The organism is Acinetobacter soli, assembly GCF_000760595.1.
Classification (GTDB): domain Bacteria; phylum Pseudomonadota; class Gammaproteobacteria; order Pseudomonadales; family Moraxellaceae; genus Acinetobacter; species Acinetobacter soli.
The window spans coordinates 154,549-173,486 of the sequence record NZ_BBNM01000001.1 but is presented as its reverse complement, the minus strand read 5'-3'; the positions used below and the strand labels follow the sequence as shown (position 1 = coordinate 173,486).

16 protein-coding genes are annotated in these 18,938 nt (G+C 42.4%); 6 read left to right on the top strand and 10 right to left on the bottom strand.

The features are described 5' to 3' along the window. Positions 1–66: 66 nt before the first annotated feature. The 7 genes from cyoE to ppsA form a co-directional block, all read right to left on the bottom strand. Positions 67–945, bottom strand: a complete 879-nt coding sequence (gene cyoE / locus Aso01_RS00840; RefSeq protein ID WP_004938900.1) for a heme o synthase — start codon at positions 943–945, stop codon at positions 67–69. A 10-nt stretch (positions 946–955) separates the two neighbouring features. Further along, entirely contained in the window at positions 956–1,282 is a 327-nt protein-coding gene (locus tag Aso01_RS00835) for a cytochrome o ubiquinol oxidase subunit IV (RefSeq protein ID WP_004938898.1), read from the bottom strand. Further along, on the bottom strand, positions 1,282–1,902 hold the full coding sequence (gene cyoC / locus Aso01_RS00830; RefSeq protein WP_004938897.1) for a cytochrome o ubiquinol oxidase subunit III: 621 nt from the start codon (positions 1,900–1,902) through the stop codon (positions 1,282–1,284). The genes Aso01_RS00835 and cyoC overlap by 1 nt, the downstream gene beginning before the upstream one ends. Positions 1,903–1,906: 4 nt before the next feature. After that, positions 1,907–3,898 (bottom strand): cytochrome o ubiquinol oxidase subunit I, encoded by a 1,992-nt coding sequence (gene cyoB, locus Aso01_RS00825; RefSeq protein ID WP_004938895.1) that lies wholly within the window; start codon positions 3,896–3,898, stop codon positions 1,907–1,909. A 3-nt stretch (positions 3,899–3,901) separates the two neighbouring features. Beyond that, a complete protein-coding gene (gene cyoA / locus Aso01_RS00820) occupies positions 3,902–4,954 on the bottom strand; it encodes a ubiquinol oxidase subunit II (RefSeq protein WP_004938892.1) in 1,053 nt (350 codons plus the stop codon). Between the two features lie 296 nt (positions 4,955–5,250). Then, positions 5,251–6,018, bottom strand: a complete 768-nt coding sequence (locus tag Aso01_RS00815) for an RDD family protein (protein ID WP_004938891.1) — start codon at positions 6,016–6,018, stop codon at positions 5,251–5,253. Positions 6,019–6,082: 64 nt separating this feature from the next. Beyond that, positions 6,083–8,512, bottom strand: coding sequence for a phosphoenolpyruvate synthase (gene ppsA, locus Aso01_RS00810; protein ID WP_004938888.1), 2,430 nt, complete (start codon positions 8,510–8,512; stop codon positions 6,083–6,085). A gap of 104 nt (positions 8,513–8,616) precedes the next feature. Here ppsA and ppsR point away from each other — a divergent pair, with 104 nt between their 5' ends. Continuing rightward, positions 8,617–9,453, top strand: coding sequence for a posphoenolpyruvate synthetase regulatory kinase/phosphorylase PpsR (gene ppsR, locus Aso01_RS00805; protein WP_004938884.1), 837 nt, complete (start codon positions 8,617–8,619; stop codon positions 9,451–9,453). Positions 9,454–9,666: 213 nt separating this feature from the next. Further along, positions 9,667–11,109 carry a putative bifunctional diguanylate cyclase/phosphodiesterase gene (locus Aso01_RS00800; protein ID WP_004938880.1) on the top strand — a complete coding sequence of 481 codons (1,443 nt, stop codon included), beginning with the start codon at positions 9,667–9,669 and terminating at the stop codon, positions 11,107–11,109. 46 nt (positions 11,110–11,155) lie between these two features. Here the strand turns inward: Aso01_RS00800 and Aso01_RS00795 are convergent, their stop codons facing one another. Continuing rightward, entirely contained in the window at positions 11,156–12,157 is a 1,002-nt protein-coding gene (locus tag Aso01_RS00795) for an LLM class flavin-dependent oxidoreductase (RefSeq protein WP_039910090.1), read from the bottom strand. A gap of 149 nt (positions 12,158–12,306) precedes the next feature. Further along, entirely contained in the window at positions 12,307–12,753 is a 447-nt protein-coding gene (locus tag Aso01_RS00790; protein WP_004938874.1) for a glycine zipper domain-containing protein, read from the bottom strand. A gap of 516 nt (positions 12,754–13,269) precedes the next feature. Here Aso01_RS00790 and prfA point away from each other — a divergent pair. Then, positions 13,270–14,358, top strand: a complete 1,089-nt coding sequence (gene prfA, locus Aso01_RS00785; protein ID WP_004938871.1) for a peptide chain release factor 1 — start codon at positions 13,270–13,272, stop codon at positions 14,356–14,358. Continuing rightward, a complete protein-coding gene (gene prmC, locus Aso01_RS00780) occupies positions 14,358–15,176 on the top strand; it encodes a peptide chain release factor N(5)-glutamine methyltransferase (RefSeq protein ID WP_004938869.1) in 819 nt (272 codons plus the stop codon). Before prfA ends, prmC begins: the two co-directional genes overlap by 1 nt. On the opposite strand, the gene Aso01_RS00775 is transcribed toward prmC, so the two are convergent. Further along, entirely contained in the window at positions 15,161–16,174 is a 1,014-nt protein-coding gene (locus tag Aso01_RS00775) for an AraC family transcriptional regulator (protein WP_171063763.1), read from the bottom strand. The genes prmC and Aso01_RS00775 overlap by 16 nt on opposite strands. A 166-nt stretch (positions 16,175–16,340) precedes the next feature. Here Aso01_RS00775 and Aso01_RS00770 point away from each other — a divergent pair, with 166 nt between their 5' ends. Both Aso01_RS00770 and Aso01_RS00765 read left to right on the top strand, forming a co-directional pair. Next, positions 16,341–17,111: a 3-hydroxyacyl-CoA dehydrogenase gene (locus Aso01_RS00770; protein ID WP_004938864.1), complete on the top strand. Its 771-nt coding sequence runs from the start codon at positions 16,341–16,343 to the stop codon at positions 17,109–17,111. Positions 17,112–17,252: 141 nt separating this feature from the next. Beyond that, positions 17,253–18,899 carry an AMP-binding protein gene (locus tag Aso01_RS00765; RefSeq protein WP_004938860.1) on the top strand — a complete coding sequence of 549 codons (1,647 nt, stop codon included), beginning with the start codon at positions 17,253–17,255 and terminating at the stop codon, positions 18,897–18,899. Positions 18,900–18,938 lie beyond the last annotated feature (39 nt).

Here is an 18,938-nt window from a genome sequence, read left to right as displayed (position 1 = left end):
AAAACAAATGAATTAGCAAAAACGACGTGATTTATTTCTGATGATATATAAAATAATCCTCTCTTATTAAAAGAGAGGAAGATTTGGAGCAGGGGACTGATAACTAAAACTAAAGCTTAAGCTCAATAACGTAATCAAAATTACAGAAAAGAGAAACAAACGCTTTGCCCAGAGTTGATCATTTTCTGCCTTGAAACCAATAATCGACAAATATAACCAGTATGCACTGAGTGCATTAAAGGTGATCAGGAAGAAAATATTGGTATAGCCAAAACAGTACAGCCCATTTAGAACCGCCGCAAAAAGTACAATGTAAATTAAACATTCCACTTTGGTTCGAAAGACGCTACGTGCAACAGGAAGAATGGGAATCCCAGCATTTTTGTAGTCATCAAATCGATAAATCGCAATGGCCCAAGAATGAGGCATTTGCCACAGCGCATAAGCCAAAAATACAAGCAATGCCGCAACATCAAATTGCTGACTCACTGCCGTGTAACCAATAACCGGCGGACATGCTCCAGAGACACTGCCAATGATAGTCTGATGAATAGATGTGCGCTTCGTCCAAAGACTATAAAGCACCACATAAACAACAAAACCAACTAAAGCAAATGCAAATGAATACGGATTTACCCAAAACCATAAAATACCAAACCCAATTAAACCTAAAGCCAAGGCAAAAATGAGTGCAGTAGTAGGAGAAATGATTTTTTTCACTAAGGCACGATTTTGTGTACGCTCCATTTTCTGGTCGATATCTTGATCAATCACATTATTGACCACACAACCAGAGGCGACAACAAAAGTGGTTCCTAGAAGAGTAAGGATAAGTAAAAGGAAATCTACATGGCCTTGGGCGGCTAAAAAGAAGCCGCCCAAGGTGGTAATGAAATTACCAAACAGAATTCCTGGTTTTGTCAGGAATAAATACTTTTTCAGCATGACAATCAGTTTAGATCATCATGTTGAAATGAAGGTAATTCATGATCCATACCGAACCGACTAGCAAGATAGCAATCGTTAAAATGGTATAGATAAATGCAATAAGATTCCAGCGTTGTTCAGATGAGGTGTTCATGTGTAAAAAGAACACAAGTTGAACCAATACCTGAGCAACGGCAGTAATACCGATTACAGTCATGAGTAGGCCACGACCAAACCCTCCAGCCATAACCATTCCAAACGGAATAATGGTTAACACGACTGATAGGATGAATCCAATCGTGTATTGCTTGAAGTTACCATGTGAAGCGCCAGAAGCATTATGATCATGACTCATTAGAGAACTCCCATTAGGTAAACGATACTGAATACACAGATCCATACGATATCAAGGAAGTGCCAGAACAAGCTTAGACAAGCAAGACGACGGGTGTTTGGTAAAGTGAGGCCTTGTGTCTTGATTTGATACATCAAAACAAGCATCCACACCAAGCCAGAAGTTACGTGAATACCGTGCGTACCTACCAAGGTAAAGAACGCAGATAAGAACGCACTTGTGCTCGGACCATGTCCAGCGTGAACTAAATGATGAAATTCATAAAGTTCCATACCAATGAACGATGCACCAAAAATGAAGGTGACAAAAAGCCATACAATCACTTGGTTGACGTTCTTTTTGTATGATGCAAGAACCGCAAAACCAAACGTTACAGATGAGATCAAGAGAGCAAATGTTTCAGTTAAAACAAAGCCTAATGATTCACTGAACAAATCGTGTGCTGTTGGTGTGCCTGGTGGAACATGGCTGCTCAATACAGCGAACGCGATGAAGAGTGTACCGAATAAAATCAAGTCACTCATCAAGTATGTCCAAAAACCAAAGACCGTTAAGTCCGTATCATCATGTTCATGATGATCGTCGTGTCCATGGTTTTCGTGATGAAGTACTTCAGCCATTTACTTAGTCCTTCTTCAAGTGTTTTTCAAGTAACGCGTAACGTTCGTTTTCGATACGCTCAACTTCAGCAGCAGGTACGTAGTAATCCACTTCTTTTGTGAATGAACTGCGAATCAGGCTTACAACTGAAGCAATAAACGTTACTGCTACTAGCCACCAGATGTGCCAGATAAGTGCAAAGCCCATAGCGCTGATAAACATCGCCATAACAAAGCCAGCTGCACGGTCTGTTGGCATATGAATGTCTTCATATTTAGTCGGGCGTGCATACGCTACACCGTTTTCTTTGTCAGTCCAGAACGTGTCAATACCACGGATTTCAGGAATTTTAGCAAAGTTATAAAACGGAGCAGGAGAAGAGGTAGACCACTCGAGCACACGACTATCCCATGGATCGCCTGTATGGTCCATGTTTTGATGACGTTGTAGGAAACCTACAATAATTTGCATCAAGAAACATGCAATACCGATTGCAACAAGCACGGCACCAAAGAGTGCAATAGCCAAGTACGGGTCCCATTCAGGGTTGTCATATGTATTCAAACGACGAGTCATACCCATGAAACCAAGGATATAAAGCGGCATGAATGCAAAATAGAAACCAAAGAACCAGAACCAGAACGCTGCTTTACCCCAAGCTTCATTAAGCTTCCAGCCAAACATTTTTGGCCAGTAGAAAATGATACCTGCAAACATACCAAATACCACACCACCAATAATAACGTTATGGAAGTGAGCAATAAGGAACAAGGAGTTGTGAACCAAGAAGTCTGCTGGCGGTACAGCCATAAGAACACCGGTCAGACCACCAATACCAAAGGTAACCAAGAAGCCGATTGTCCAAAGCATTGGCGTTTCGAAAGTGATACGACCTTTATACATGGTAAATAACCATGAGAAGATTTTCACACCAGTCGGAATTGCAATGACCATGGTCATGATACCGAAGAATGCGTTAACGTTGGCACCAGCACCCATAGTAAAGAAGTGGTGTAACCAAACGACGAACGCAAGCACAGTAATTGCAATTGTTGCATACACCATTGATTTGTAACCAAAAAGTGTCTTGCGGGAGAACGTTGCAACAATTTCTGAATACAAACCAAATGCTGGAAGCACCAAGATATATACTTCAGGGTGACCCCATGTCCAGATCAAGTTCACATACAGCATTGGGCTACCGCCAAGCTCGTTTGTGAAGAAATGGAAGCCAAAGTAACGGTCAAGCGTTAGCATAGCTAGGGTTGCTGTTAGCACAGGGAATGCAGCAATAATCAGTACCGCAGTACACAAAGATGTCCAGGTAAAGATTGGCATGTCCATAAGTTTCATGCCTGGTGCACGCATTTTAATGATGGTAACAAAGAAGTTAACACCAGATAAAAGTGTACCTAAACCAGAAACCTGAAGCGCCCAGATATAGTAATCAACACCCACGCCTGGTGAATACTGAATACCAGATAGAGGCGGGTAAGCCATCCAACCTGTTGCAGCAAACTCACCAAGTACAAGCGAAGCCATCATCAGGCCAGCCGCACCAGCAAATAACCAGAAGCTTAAAGAGTTAAGCAAAGGGAATGCTACGTCACGTGCACCAATCTGTAGTGGAACAGAAATGTTCATCATACCCACTACAAGACCCATTGCCACGAAGAAAATCATGATCACACCGTGTGCGGTAAAGATCTGATCGTAGTGGTCTGGATGCAAGTAACCTTCACCACCGCCACGGGCGAGGAAAAGTTGAAGACGCATCATGATCGCATCTGCGAAACCACGCAAAAGCATGATCACGGATACGATGATATACATGATACCAATCTTTTTATGGTCTACAGTTTTAAACCATACATTCCAGAGGTATCCCCACTTTTTAAAGTAAGTGATCCCGCCAAAAACAGCAATTGCACCAATTGCCATAATGACCATGGTAACGAGTACAATCGGCTCTGTTGGAATAGAATCCCAACCCAGTTTGCCAAAAATCATATCCATGTCTTATTCCCCTTGAGCAGCGTGTGGAGCTGCAGCATGAGTGTCTGCCGTTGCATGTCCAGCAGAGTGATCAGCACCATGATAGTTACTCATGTAACGATTGATAACTGTTTCAAACAATTTAGGTTCAACCGAAGAGTAGTATGTCACAGGGTGTGGCTTGTTCGGGAACGGCTTCATCGCTTCAGCTTTCGCAAGAGCTTCTTCATCACCAGCAGCTTTGGCACGATTGACTAAAGCTTCGATCTGGTGTTTAGAGCGGTCACCGTCTTTAAGCGCAGCAAGTTCAGGCTGATCAAGAAGACCTTTTTGAACAGCGGCAGGATTAATTGTATTACCCTTACCAGCTTTTACTGCTTCAACCCATTGAGCAAATTCAGCGTCAGTTACACTGTGCGCTTTAAAACGCATTTGTGAGAAACCGTAACCTGAGTAGTTTGATGATATACCGCGGAATACACCAGTTTCATCAGCTTGCAAATGCAAATGAGTTTGCATGCCCGCCATTGCATAAATCTGTCCGCCTAACTGTGGAATGAAGAACGAGTTCATCGTAAAGTTAGAGGTGATTTTGAAGCTTAATGGAGTTTTTTCTGGGAAACGTACTTCATTAACCGTTGCAATATTTTGTTCAGGATAGATAAAAATCCACTTAAACTGTTCAGCAATAACCTGAATAGTCAAAGGTGCTTTATCTGAATCCAGAGGGCGGTATGGGTCATACTTGTGGGAACCCCACCAAGTTAACCAAGCTAGAATACCAATAATAATGACTGGAACACCCCATACTACAATCTCGATTGCAGTTGAATGTGCCCATGTAGGTTTATAGTCTGCATCTTTATTCGACGCGCGATATTTCCAACTAAACCACAGTGCCATGATAATTGATGGGATAACCACCAATAACATTAGGTAGATCGCAGTCATCATGAGGTCGCCTTGACCCTGACCCACTGGACCTTTTGAGTTTAGAAGTACCATATCACCACCACACCCTGTTAAAAGTGCGGCAATCGTAGATAAAGACAATACAGCTAAAATCGTTTGTCTCATTTTACAACCTCGGTGAAGAGTCCCATTCCCGTTTGAAAAAACGGGATAGCGATAAAAGTGTCGCATGATTGAGAAGAATAATTTCTATGTAAAATAGAACATATTTCTCGATCATGAGACACTGCTACGTTGTAGGGCATTATGCCTGATAACGACAAACTAAGCTATACAAAAGTCGCTTTATATGCCTGTTGATAAACCTGAGTTTTTCACTCGGTTTAGCTTATTCTAGCGGTTTGACAGCAGGCACATCAAGCTCAAGAAATGAACTGCGCAGTGTAAATTTTAAGCGACAATTATTTAGAAATATCAATCACTTTTGTTTTTGCAAGACGGTCATGTAAGCTGTTGTTTCCTTTTGAGAAAAACAAAACGAGATCGGCAATAAACACGATGGCGATTAACGGAAATAGGCTCACGAATTGTGAAAGAATAATGAACAAAAAAGAGCGAATAAAAAATCCACGGAATTGGCCCACTAACTTGTTGGTTGTGGCGTCGACAATCTGTAATTTGAAAAGTTTCTTGCCGATCGATTGACCGCTTTTTGAGATCAAAAAGTTTTGAACAAACAGCAGCCCGAGGGTGTAGGCGAGTAAGACCATCGGAACCCAAGATGGCATATTGTTGGACATGGCTTCTGCGATCTTGATCTGTTCGTTCACATCAAAACTTTGTGCTTGCTGGATCAGGTCACGAGGTAAAAAAGCCAGTGTCACTAAAATCTGTGGCAACGTAAAAAGTAAGAGATCAACCAACTTCGCAGAAATACGCTTTCCTACTTTGGCTGGCGTGATGATCGCTTTGTTATTCACTTGAACGTGTTTGATCACATCATTGTGATGAATTTCTGCTGACGGTAATTCATACGCTTGAGTTTGTGGCATTTGTGGCTGATAAAAAAGTTTACCTTGCGTTAACTCACCTAAGGCTTTCCATTCGGTCATACCTTCATGCCAAGCCAAATCGGTCAAGAGCACCTGTTGACTCGCCAACATCTGATTCAGTTGTTCTAAGGTGTATGGGCCAGCTTGTTGATTATTGCGCGCCAAATAAATTTGCATAAGTCTTTAATCTCAACATCCAATGATGAAAAAAGACCCACGAATGGGCCTTTTTTACGAATAATTAGGCTTGCTTGATTTTTTCTTCTGCTAAGAAGAACCATGTATCAAGAACAGAGTCTGGATTTAATGAAACAGACTCAATACCTTGCTCCATAAGCCATTTAGCTAGATCTGGATGGTCAGATGGGCCTTGTCCACAAATACCCACATATTTGCCTGCTTTACGACACGCATGAATAGCCATTGATAACAACGCCTTAACTGCTGGATCGCGCTCATCAAACAGATGAGAAACAATACCAGAGTCACGATCAAGTCCGAGCGTTAATTGAGTTAAATCGTTTGAACCAATCGAGAAACCATCAAAGTGCTCCAAGAATTGCTCGGCAAGTAGGGCATTGGTTGGCAATTCGCACATCATGATCACTTTAAGACCATTTTCACCACGCTTAAGACCATTCATTGCCAAGAGTTCGATCACTCGTTTTGCTTCTGCAACAGTACGAACAAACGGAATCATAATCTGGATGTTGGTAAGACCCATTTCATCACGTGCTTTTTTCAATGCACGGCATTCAAGCTCGAAGCAGTCGCGGAAGTTGTCCGATACATAACGGCTTGCACCACGGAAGCCCAGCATTGGGTTTTCTTCTTCTGGCTCGTAAAGCTTTCCGCCAATAAGGTTGGCATATTCGTTCGATTTAAAATCTGACATACGCACAATGACTGGCTTTTCAGCAAATGCAGCTGCCAAAGTAGAAATACCTTCAACCAGTTTTTCGACATAAAAATCGATTGGTGAGGTGTAACCCGCAGTACGCGCCAGCACAGCAGCACGTGTTTCACGTGGCAAGCTGTCGATATTCAGCAACGCTTTCGGGTGAACACCAATCATACGGTTGATGATGAATTCAAGACGTGCAAGACCAATACCTTCGTTTGGAATTTGAGCAAAGTCAAATGCGCGGTCTGGGTTACCCACGTTCATCATGATTTTAAACGGTAGTTTTGGCATTGACTCAATCGAGTTGCGCTGTACTTCAAAGTCTAGTGCGCCTTCATAGATAAAGCCTGTATCGCCTTCAGCACATGAAACAGTCACTTCCTGACCATCGTTCAAGACTTCGGTCGCATTACCACAACCCACGATTGCAGGTACACCCAATTCACGTGCAATAATTGCTGCGTGACATGTACGACCACCACGGTTGGTGATAATCGCCGCTGCGCGTTTCATCACTGGTTCCCAGTCTGGATCTGTCATGTCTGAAACCAGAACATCACCGTCTTGGACTTTATCCATTTCCTTGATCGACGTCACAATGCGAACTTTACCTGCGCCAATACGCTGACCAATCGAGCGACCTTCGCATACAACTGTTCCGCGTTGTTTGAGTAAGTAACGCTCCATTGTGCCTACATTTTGACGGCTTTTAACCGTTTCAGGACGCGCTTGAACGATATAAATCTGACCGTCATCTCCATCTTTGGCCCATTCAATATCCATTGGTGCGCCATAGTGAGATTCAATAATAAGTGCTTGTTTGGCTAATTCTTGTAGTTCGTGATCATTCAGTGCAAATTGCTGACGTTCTTGTTTCTCGACGTCAACCACAACTACAGACTTGCCTGCAGCGCCTTCGTCACCATAAATCATCTTTTGGTGTTTAGAACCAAGATTACGGCGTAATACAGCATGTTTGCCGTTACGTATTAATGGTTTAGAAAGATAAAATTCGTCTGGGTTGACAGCACCTTGTACAACCATTTCACCTAAGCCATATGAGGCTGTGATGAATACGACATCTCTGAATCCAGATTCTGTGTCTAGGGTAAACATTACGCCTGCAGCGCCAGTTTCTGAGCGAACCATGCGCTGAATACCAGCAGATAATGCCACAACATCGTGATCAAAACCTTGGTGAACACGATAGGCAATTGCACGGTCATTGTACAATGAAGCAAAAACTTCTTTGATGGCAATCAGAACATTGTCAATGCCACGGATATTCAGGAAGGTTTCTTGTTGGCCTGCAAAAGAAGCGTCAGGCAAGTCTTCAGCTGTAGCTGAAGAACGAACGGCAACCGCGATTTCCGGGTTGCCGTTTGACAAAGCACTAAATGCTTCGCGGACTTCTTTTTCAAATTCTGGCGTCAGAGGAGTTTCAATAATCCACTGACGAATTTTAGCACCTGACTGCGCTAGGGCATTCACGTCTTCTACATTTAACTGGGCAAGTTCTGCTTGAATTTTAGCGTTGAGTCCACTTTGATCGAGGAATTCACGATAAGCGCCAGCCGTTGTCGCGAAGCCACCTGGTACTGATACGCCAGCATTGGATAAGTGGCTGATCATTTCACCCAGAGATGAGTTTTTCCCACCTACAAGTTCGACGTCGTGCTTCCCTAATTTTTCTAGACCGATTACGCGCGCTTCCAATGTTTCTACTCCACATTTCCAGTATTTAGTACTATCTTGGCATGAAGACATGATTAAATGTCCTTAGGTTTTGATTTTACTAAGCGACAGTTATATAAGATCAGTTTACTATAAAGATTATATAGCACTAAGACAAATCTGTGAGGAGAATTTTGATGTCTGAAGGAAAACAAATTAAGCGCAGTGTGTTCTTTATTTCGGACGGAACTGCCATTACAGCAGAAACTCTCGGACATTCATTGCTTGCACAATTTCCTAACGTAGACTTTGATATTCATATCATGCCGTATATTGCAACAGAAGAAGCGGCTATGAACATTGTAGAGTCGATTAATCAGTGCCAGTCGCGTGATGGAACCCTGCCATTGGTATTTGATACTTTAGTCGATCCCAATGTACGTGAAATTATTAATACGGCCAAAGCCGTCAATCTAGATGTTTTTGAAGGGCTGATCAGTAAGCTTGAGCAAGAACTCGGAACGTCACCTACCACTTTAGTGGGTCAGACGCATGCAGTCACTGACTCGGAATATTATAAGGCACGTATCGATGCAGTGCATTTTGCACTAGACAATGATGATGGCGCATTGACACGACATTATGATAAAGCAGATATTATTTTAATCGGGGTATCGCGATCAGGTAAAACGCCTACATCGATCTACTTATCTTTGCAATTTGGTATTCGAGTTGCCAACTATCCATTGACAGAAGAAGATCTCGACGATAACCGCTTACCTAAAGTGCTCAAAGAGCATAAGAACAAGCTTTTTGGTTTAATGATTGATGCGGAACGTTTGGTCGCTATCCGAACAGAACGTAAAGCCAATAGTCGCTATGCCAGCTATAGTCAGTGTCAGATGGAGCTGCGTGCGGTGGAGGGAATTTTCATTTCGGAAGGCATTCCGTATTTAGATGTTTCTGAAATGTCGATTGAGGAAATTTCAACTCGCATTCTTCAAACGACGGGTTTAAAACGCCGAATTGGCTAATTTATTTTGATTTAAAAAGAGAAATACAAAAAATGTATTTCTCTTTATCGTTGTTTTGTTTGACTTTACTCATTGAGTACTAAAATTAAAACTTGAAAAATTATGACAATAAGTGTACAAACCAAATGTAAATTGCGTCACATTTTAGTTTTATAATCTATCAAGGGTGGCAGTTACATTGACTTTTTTCATTCGTAAGTAGGAGAGATGCGTATGAATCTTATGACTCCACGTCATCTTGGCTGTTATGAACTTGATTCGAAAGTTGATCGTATTCGCTTGCACAAGACCGCTCATCACCTTGCGGTTCATCCCTTGTCAGAAAATATCTCACACCAGCACAATGTTCATATTGAAGACGTCGCAGAACACAGCACTGAAATAGACGCCTTAACCGGTTTGCCAGATCAATCGGGATTTAATAAGAAACTTAATCTGATGATGAGAGAGTGTCAGATCAAACTTGATGAGTCGTTTGGATTAATTTTGTTTGATTTCGATTATTTTAATCAAATTAATAGTAATCATGGACATTTGGTTGGCGATCAAATCTTAAAAACGCTTGCAGAACGAGTTCAACGCGTTTTACCGCAAGAAGTTTTCTTCACACGATTGGGTAGTGATGAGTTTGCATTACTTATTCCTCATATTCATTCTGATGCTTACCTCATTGAAACCTATGCATTGATTCATCAAGAAATTTCGAGACCAATTGAATATTTAGATCAAATTATAGAAAGTAATATTAGTGCAGGATGTGCCATTTATCCTCGTGATGTGACAGATACCATGAACGTTGTACAAGCTGCCAATATCGCATTGTGTCGCTTAAAACTTTCAGGGCGTGGTGGATACTGTATTTTTAAACGTGAAATGCAAATTGAGCAAAATGTGATTGCACAACAATTCAATTGTGCCCGTTATATCTTAAGGCACAATCTAATTTGTCCTTTTTATCAGCCAAAATTTAATTTAAAAAATGGTCAACTCACCGGTTTTGAAGCATTACTGCGCTGGTATGATCAGCATGATCAGCTTCAACTGCCCAGACGCATTAAAAATGCTTTTGAAGACTATAACCTTGCTAGCCGCTTGAGTGAAATCATGCAGCTACGTGTTTTTCGAGATATGGCCGAATGGATTGATCAAGGTTTAGATATGGTGCCTGTCTCGATTAATGCCGCACCCGTGGAATTTTTAAAAGATAATTATGCTGAACTTTTGCTTGATCGGTTAGATCGTTTCAACATTCCGCATTCTTTGGTAGAAATTGAAATTACTGAGCATCTTTTAGATGAACATGGCAAAGCCTATATTTCGCGTGCATTGAACAAGCTCAAACACGAGGGAATACGAATCGCATTAGACGATTTTGGTACAGGGCATTCATCTCTGACTCGTCTGGCAAATTTACCTGTGGATTGCCTTAAAATAGACTGTGATTTCGTGCAGCGTATGGAGCAAGAAAAACTCATTTTTGCGATTGTTCAATCGATCATCAGTATGAGCTCAAATTTGGGGATCGATGTGGTTGCCGAAGGTATTGAGAATGTTCACCAGCTAGAATTACTCAAACAACAAGGCTGTGAAATCGGGCAGGGCTTTTTGTTTAGCCATGCTTTGGCTCCTGCTGAAGCCAAAGCACTTTTATCATAATATAATTTAAGCTGCTTATTTGGCGCGTCAAGCCATGCATATTAGGCTACGCGTTTTTGATGTCCATTAGATAACTGAAATTATCCAAGCGTTTTTGCGTATCGTAAATATCGCAGGTAAAAATAAACTCATCCACGGCGTATTGATCGACAAGTTGTTCAAGACCAGCTTTAACTCGTTCGACCGAACCAATTTGAGCCATACCAAAAAAGTTTTCTACAGAGAGTTTTTCTGCTGGCCCCCAAAGTAAATCCATTGAATCCACAGGTGCTTTAAGGCGCAGACTTTGACCTCGCATCAGTCCTAATATACGTTGATAAGCACTGGTTGCAAGATAGTTTGCTTCTTCATCCGTTTCTGCCACAACAGTCGGCACACCCATCGATACATACGGTTGGTCTAAATATTTTGAAGGCTGAAAATTATCACGATACAGTTGGATCGCCTGTCCGAGCATACGCGGTGCAAAGTGGGATGCAAATGAATACGGTAAGCCTAATTTTGCGGCCAATTGAGCACTAAATAAACTCGATCCGAGCAGCCAGACGGGAACATGGGTACTGTGTCCGGGTGTGGCAATAATGGATTGGTCTGGTTTTGGCGTATCAAAGTAGCGAAGAATCTCTGCAACATCTTGTGGAAATTGCTCTTCAGTTTCCTTGTGCCCACGGCGCAGCGCACGCATGGTCATTTGGTCGGTACCGGGAGCGCGGCCAAGTCCGAGTTCAATTCTGTCTGGATAAAGCGTTGCCAAGGTTCCAAACTGCTCTGCAACAACCAAAGGAGCATGATTGGGGAGCATGATACCGCCCGAACCGAGTCGAAGAGATTGTGTGTTTGCTGCAATATAGCCAATCATGACGGCCGTTGCAGAGCTAGCAATACCATCCATATTGTGATGTTCGGCAAGCCAAAAACGACGATAACCCAGCTGTTCTGCATGTTGTGCAAGTTGCAGGGCATGTTGCAAAGTAAACTGAATGCTTTTGTCGTCACGCACAGAAGCTAATTCGAGAATGGAAAACTGTGTATCTTTAAGCGACGTGATAGACATATCTACTCTCATATATCGATGTTTTTCGATATTATACGATATTTTATATCGATAAAAAACGATAAATAAAATTGACTTTGTAAATTTTTACAAACAAAAAAGGCAGCATGTGAAATGCTGCCTTCGGTATCAGTAAAGATAAATTAGTAGCGACGGTGGTGACGGTGATGTTTTTTCCAGCCGCGATGATTACCATTGTCGTAATAACGCTCTTCGGCACGATCTTTAGAAATCTTGTTACCTAAAGCTGAACCACCTGCTGCACCTAAAGCTGCACCAATGTAACCGCCATTTGTACCACCGACATTACGACCTACGGTATAACCACCAACACCACCTAAACCACCACCAATAGCAGAAGAGGTACGGTCACGACGGTTACTTGCGACAGCAGCACCACCAGCGCCACCCAATGCAGAACCAATCATGGCACCAGACTGACCGCCCATTTGTTTACCCAATGCAGTACCCACGACACTACCCAAAGCAGATGTTGCAGCGACACGTGTGGTATTGTCTGCATGCGCTGAAATGGCCATCATTGATGAACTCGCGATCACGGCACTCATTAACCAAGTTTTAATTTTCATTTTTAACTCCATGCCCCGTGTGTGGATACAGGACCTTCTATATTTCGTTGAAGTAAATGTAACAAGAGATGAGTCAAAAAGTGTGAAGACGATCATCCAGACTATTGCGATTTGGTGTGCAGATTGTGATGTTTTGTGTCATTACCCCAAAATATGAAGAACTTATTTATTTTATTTGATGGAAATATACGCAATAAAGAAGCATTTTTTGTTTCAAGAAATTGATTTATATAAATTTAATCATTTTATTCATAGTTTGATTAATTTTTCATTAATAAGAAATTAAAGTTTTGAGGGATTGCTTTTCGTTTTTGACTTATTTAAATCCCTCGACATTCCTTTATCAGCCTTGTGAATCATTAAAAAAACAACTTGGTTTTTTCCTTACTGCGCAATCGCTATGTCTTTTGCATAGGAGAGTCTGTAAACTATGCGCAATTTTTTATTCTTAGATGGTTTGTCAAGTCTTAGTCAGATTAAAGCTAACCAACCAGATTTATTGAGATTGTTCTTCTTATGAAAGAATCGCTACGTTTACGTTTAGATCAATTGTGTGATCGTCATGAAGAGCTGAATGCATTGTTGGCCGACGCCGAAGTTATTTCAGACAATAAACGCTTTCGAAAATTATCGCGTGAGCACAGTGACTTAAATGAGATTGTGCAGGTTTGGGGACAGTATCGTCAGGCTGAAGAAGACATCAAAACAGCAGAAGAAATGCTGGAAGATCCTGATTTTAAGGATATGGCACAAGAGGAGATCAAAGAAAATCGTGCTTTGATTGAAACGCTCGAGGGCCAGTTAAATATTTTGATGATCCCTAAAGATCCAAACGATGCCAATGCGGCTTATCTCGAAATTCGTGCAGGCACGGGTGGTGATGAAGCTGCGATTTTCTCTGGCGACTTGTTCCGTATGTACAGCAAATATGCCGAGACTCAAGGCTGGCGTATTGAAGTGTTGTCTGAAAATGAAGGCGAACATGGCGGCTATAAGGAAGTGATTTGCCGTGTCGATGGCGATAGCGTATATGGCCGTTTAAAATTTGAAAGTGGTGCGCATCGCGTACAACGTGTTCCGGCAACTGAATCTCAAGGCCGTGTGCATACTTCTGCCTGTACAGTTGCGATTTTGCCTGAAGTCGATGTAGACACTACCGTCGAAATTAATGCAGCCGATTTACGTATCGATACCTATCGTGCGTCGGGTGCCGGTGGTCAGCACGTCAACAAAACCGATTCGGCAGTGCGTATTACGCATATTCCAACGGGTGTTGTGGTTGAGTGTCAAGAAGAACGTTCACAGCATAAAAACAAAGCCAAGGCGTTAGCACTATTGGCATCTCGTTTAGAAAATGCAAAACGTGCTGCGCAAGAAAGTGCGACCTCGGAAATGCGACGTGACTTGGTGGGATCGGGCGACCGTTCAGAACGTATTCGTACCTATAACTATCCGCAAGGTCGAATGACGGATCATCGTATCAATTTAACGCTTTATAAATTGGATGCCATTATGGAAGGTGATTTGACAGAATTACTCGATAGTTTGCATCGTGAATATCAGGCTGATCAATTGGCCATGTTGGCACAAGAGAATGGTGGTTGATGAATATTGCGCAAGCACTAAATTTGCGTGGTGAGCCTGACAGCTATGAACGGCAAGAGGCAATCTGGCTGCTTGAACATATTGTTCACCTTAATGCGCTAGAGCTTAGAATGCGTTCGTTACAAGTATTGAGTTCAGAGCAAGAGCAAGCTTACCTTGAAGGCTTAGTCCGCTTGGCACAAGGTGAGCCATTGGCCTACATCACGGGTTCGCAGCCATTTTGGAGTCTGGATCTGATCGTGACTAAAGATACGCTAGTACCACGACCAGACACCGAAATCCTGATTGAAACGGTACTCGAATTGACCTTGCCCAAGCACAGTAACGTGGTTGATTTAGGTACAGGAACTGGCGCGATTGCGCTGTCTCTGGCAAAAGAGCGCCCAGACTGGCGCGTATTGGCGACAGATATTTATCAACCTACATTAGACATCGCCGCAAAAAATGCCCAGAAGCATCAGCTAGATCGGGTGGAGTTTGTGTGCGGTGCATGGTATGAGGCAATTCCCGCACAGCGATTTGATTTGATTGTATCTAATCCGCCCTATATTGATGCCGATGATGTGCACATGCAGCACTTGGCTACAGAACCACGTCGTGCCTTGGTTGCAGATCATCAGGGTTTGTCTGATCTTGAGCATATTATCAAGCAGGCACCTCAGTGGCTCAATGTTGATGGATGGTTGGTGCTCGAACATGGCTATGATCAAGGTAATGCGGTGCGGCAGATTTTTAGTGCAGCAGGGTTTGCGCAGGTGCAAACAGTAAAAGATTATGGTGGAAATGACCGTATCAGTTTGGGTCAGATGAAGGGTTGAGTCTGCTGCCGATAGGCTCCTGGGCTCACACCAGTCCATTTTTTGAATGCACGATGAAATGCACTGGCTTCATGGAAGTTAAGTGCATCACTAATTTCTTGAATGCTTTGTTGTGTATGGGTCAATCGATCAATCGCAATATCGCAGCGGATATCATTTTTCAGCTGCTGATAGCTGGTATTTTCATTTTTTAATCGCCGTTGAATGGTGGCTTCTGATAAGCATAGCTGCTGTGCCAGTATTTTGAGTTCAGGCCAGCTCGAAGGATGTAGATGTATCAATTGCCTGCGAATAATAACACTCAGCGCATTTTCATTTTTATATTTGACCAGCAAATTATGCGGTACCTGTTCTAAAAAGGCATGTGCAGCTTTTTTATCTTTTTTTACTTTTAGCGTTAAATAACTGAGATCAATTTCAATGCAGTTGACCGTATCATCAAATACGATATTTTCACAGAATCGCACATAATAATCTTGCGGATATTCAGGTTGAGCGCATTTCACACGGATCTGGTGAATCGGAATACGCTGATCTGAAATCCAGCACAGCAAGCCATGAACCAACATGATATAGGTGGCATAGGTAAACATCCGTTTGATGTGTATCTGGTCATCGAGATAAATATAAGCCTTATGCTGGTCTATCTCGAGTCGTGCGCGAGTATCATCGAGAAGTAAATTAAAATAATCTAAAATAGTACGAAGCGCCATTTCTGTTGTATCTGTCGAGATGATGAGGTAGCAAAGAAGTTTGTAACTTCCATAACGCATTGGATGTGAGTCCATGCCAAAAAATTCATCATTCAGACATTTGGCAATTTCAATCCAGAGCTGCGCATAAGCCGATACTGAAATACGCGCCTTAGGATATGCCAGCAATTCAGGTGAAATACCTGCACGTAGAGCAATTTGATCGATAAAAATGCCACGTGCGAGGGCGACACTCAGGGCTTCATTGACGAGTGCGATTGAAATAGTACCTTTGGTGTGTTGCATCGTCACGTTTTGAATATCCCATATCTGAAAAAGCCACATTGAACGTTCTAATTCACTGGCCAAATACCTCAGTAGAATTGAGGTGTTTTGAAATTGTACTTCGGTTCGTTCGATTTTAACCTGTAAGTGTGAATTCGCAATAAGCATTCAGTAGGTAAAAATAGCAATGAAAATTAAGGATAAGCATTTTATTGTGACGGGTGCGGCTTCTGGTTTAGGTGCTGCAACGGCAGAGTATTTAATTGCTCAGCAAGCCCATGTGAGTTTGATTGATATGAATCTCGACGCCGGAGAGGCCACAGCAGCCCGTCTGGGTAAAGGTGCTCAGTTTTTTCAGCTCGATGTAACGAGTGAAAATGAAGTACAACGTTTTTTTGAGGAGTATCTTCACCAGCATGCCGCGCTACATGGTCTGATCAATTGCGCAGGGATTGGCCCTTCAGCCAAAGTGGTGGGAAAAGACGGCCTGCATGATCTCGCATTATTTCAAAAAGTGATGAATATTAATGTCACGGGTTCATTCAATATGTTGCGCTTTGCGGCAGATGCCATGCTGAAACAGATCGATCCGCTGCATGATGAAGATCGTGGCGTGATTATTAATACAGCGTCTGTTGCTGCATTTGATGGTCAAATTGGACAAGCTGCTTATGCGGCATCAAAAGGTGCAATTGTTTCCATGACCTTGCCGATTGCACGTGAACTTGCACGACATGCAATACGTGTAGTCACGATTGCTCCCGGCATTATGGAAACACCCATGCTAAAAGCAATGCCTCAGCAGGTACAGGATGCGCTGGGCCAGATGGTACCGTATCCCTCAAGACTCGGGCGGCCAGAGGAATTTGCAGCACTGGCTGGTCATATTATAGAAAATAGCTATATCAATGGTGAAGTGATTCGACTCGATGGCGCGATTCGAATGGCTCCAAAGTAGAGCCTAAGCTAGGTAGGAAACGATTTAGTGGGTGAGTGAAGAGGGAGTCATACACTTCTTAACCACGACAACAAAAACAAAAAAGCCGTATGGAAAACAGATTGATATCTGTCAGCAAAATGGAAGAGCGAGACGATAAAAATGAAAACATTAGCACAGGCATATGCAGAATTTGATCTAGATCAACTGATAGAGCAACAGCTTCATGGCTCGGCACAATACATCAATGCCTTTGATGAATGTTGTGGCCGATATATTGGACAACACAAAACAGCGCTGATTTGGGAAGGAAAACATGGCCAAGTTGAACACTATACCTTTGAGCAGCTCGATCTACGTTCAGCACAATTGGCCAATTTTTTTAAAAGTCAAAATATTCGTGTTGGTGACAGTATTGCAGGGTTGTTGCCTCGAACGCCCGAGCTTTTAATCACAATTTTGGCCACATGGCGAATTGGTGCGATTTATCAGCCCTTATTTACTGCATTTGAATCTAAAGCCATACAGCATCGAATCGAAACTGCAAATACTCAGCTAATCGTTACACATGCCGAACATCTGCATAAATTGAATCAGCTCAATTTGGACTCGATACTGGTAGTCGATGCAAGTAATGAGCCAAATCAAAATCTGCCAGATTTCTGGACAACGCTGAATCGCTTTGAGTCGGTCTGTCCGGTTGAATATCGAACATTTGAAGATGACTTTTTACTCATGTTCACTTCGGGAACCACAGGGCTAGCCAAATCGGTTCCTGTACCACTTAAAGCCATTTTGGCATTTAAAGGTTATTTGCAACATGCTGTAGATTTGAGAGCGGAAGATGCATTTTGGAATTTAGCAGATCCAGGCTGGGCTTACGGATTGTATTATGGAATTACGGGTCCGTTAAGTATGGGACATCGCATCCTCTTGGATGAACAGCCGTTTAGTGTCGATCGTGCAGTAACATTACTTCACAAATATCAGATTAACAATTTAACAGGCTCTCCTACAGCATTTCGGATGTTCTTTGGCTTTAAAGAAAAATTTGATGCACAAATTGCACAACATTTAAGAGTGGTAAGTAGTGCAGGAGAGCCGCTGACGCCTGAAGTGATTCACTGGTTTAAAGAATATCTTCAGGTCGATATCTATGACCAATATGGGCAAACTGAATTGGGTATGGTGATTGGTAATCATCATGCACTTCAACATGACGTCAAGATCGGATCGGCTGGTTTTGCGATACCTGGACATCGTTTTGCTGTTTTAAATGAACAATTGCAAGAACTTGAAAAGGGTGGTGTTGGCATGTTGGCGATTGATTGGACACAATCGCCGCTCATGTGGTTTAAAGGTTATGCAGGTACAAATCGAAAATCATTTAAAGGTAATTATTATTTAACTGGAGATACTGTTCAACTCAATGAGTTGGGAGGAATCGATTTTGTCGGGCGTGCAGACGATGTCATTACAACGTCGGGTTATCGTGTTGGCCCATTTGATGTCGAAAGTACCTTGCTCGAATGTGAAGAAGTGCTTGAGTCTGCAGTGATTGGTAAGCCTGATGCTGCACGCACTGAAATTGTGAAAGCGTTTGTGGTGCTTAAACCACAGCACCTTGCTTCAGATGCTTTGAAAGAAAAGCTTCAGATGTATGTTCGTGGTCGATTATCAAAGCATGCCTATCCTAAAGAGATTGAATTTATGGCAGCTTTGCCCAAAACCGTTAGCGGAAAAATTCAACGTGGCGTGCTCAAACAGCAAGAAATCGACAAAATGCAGATGCATGCTTTAATCAGTTAGGTTTAAAAAAAACAGGTTGCGCCGTGGCTCAACCTGCTT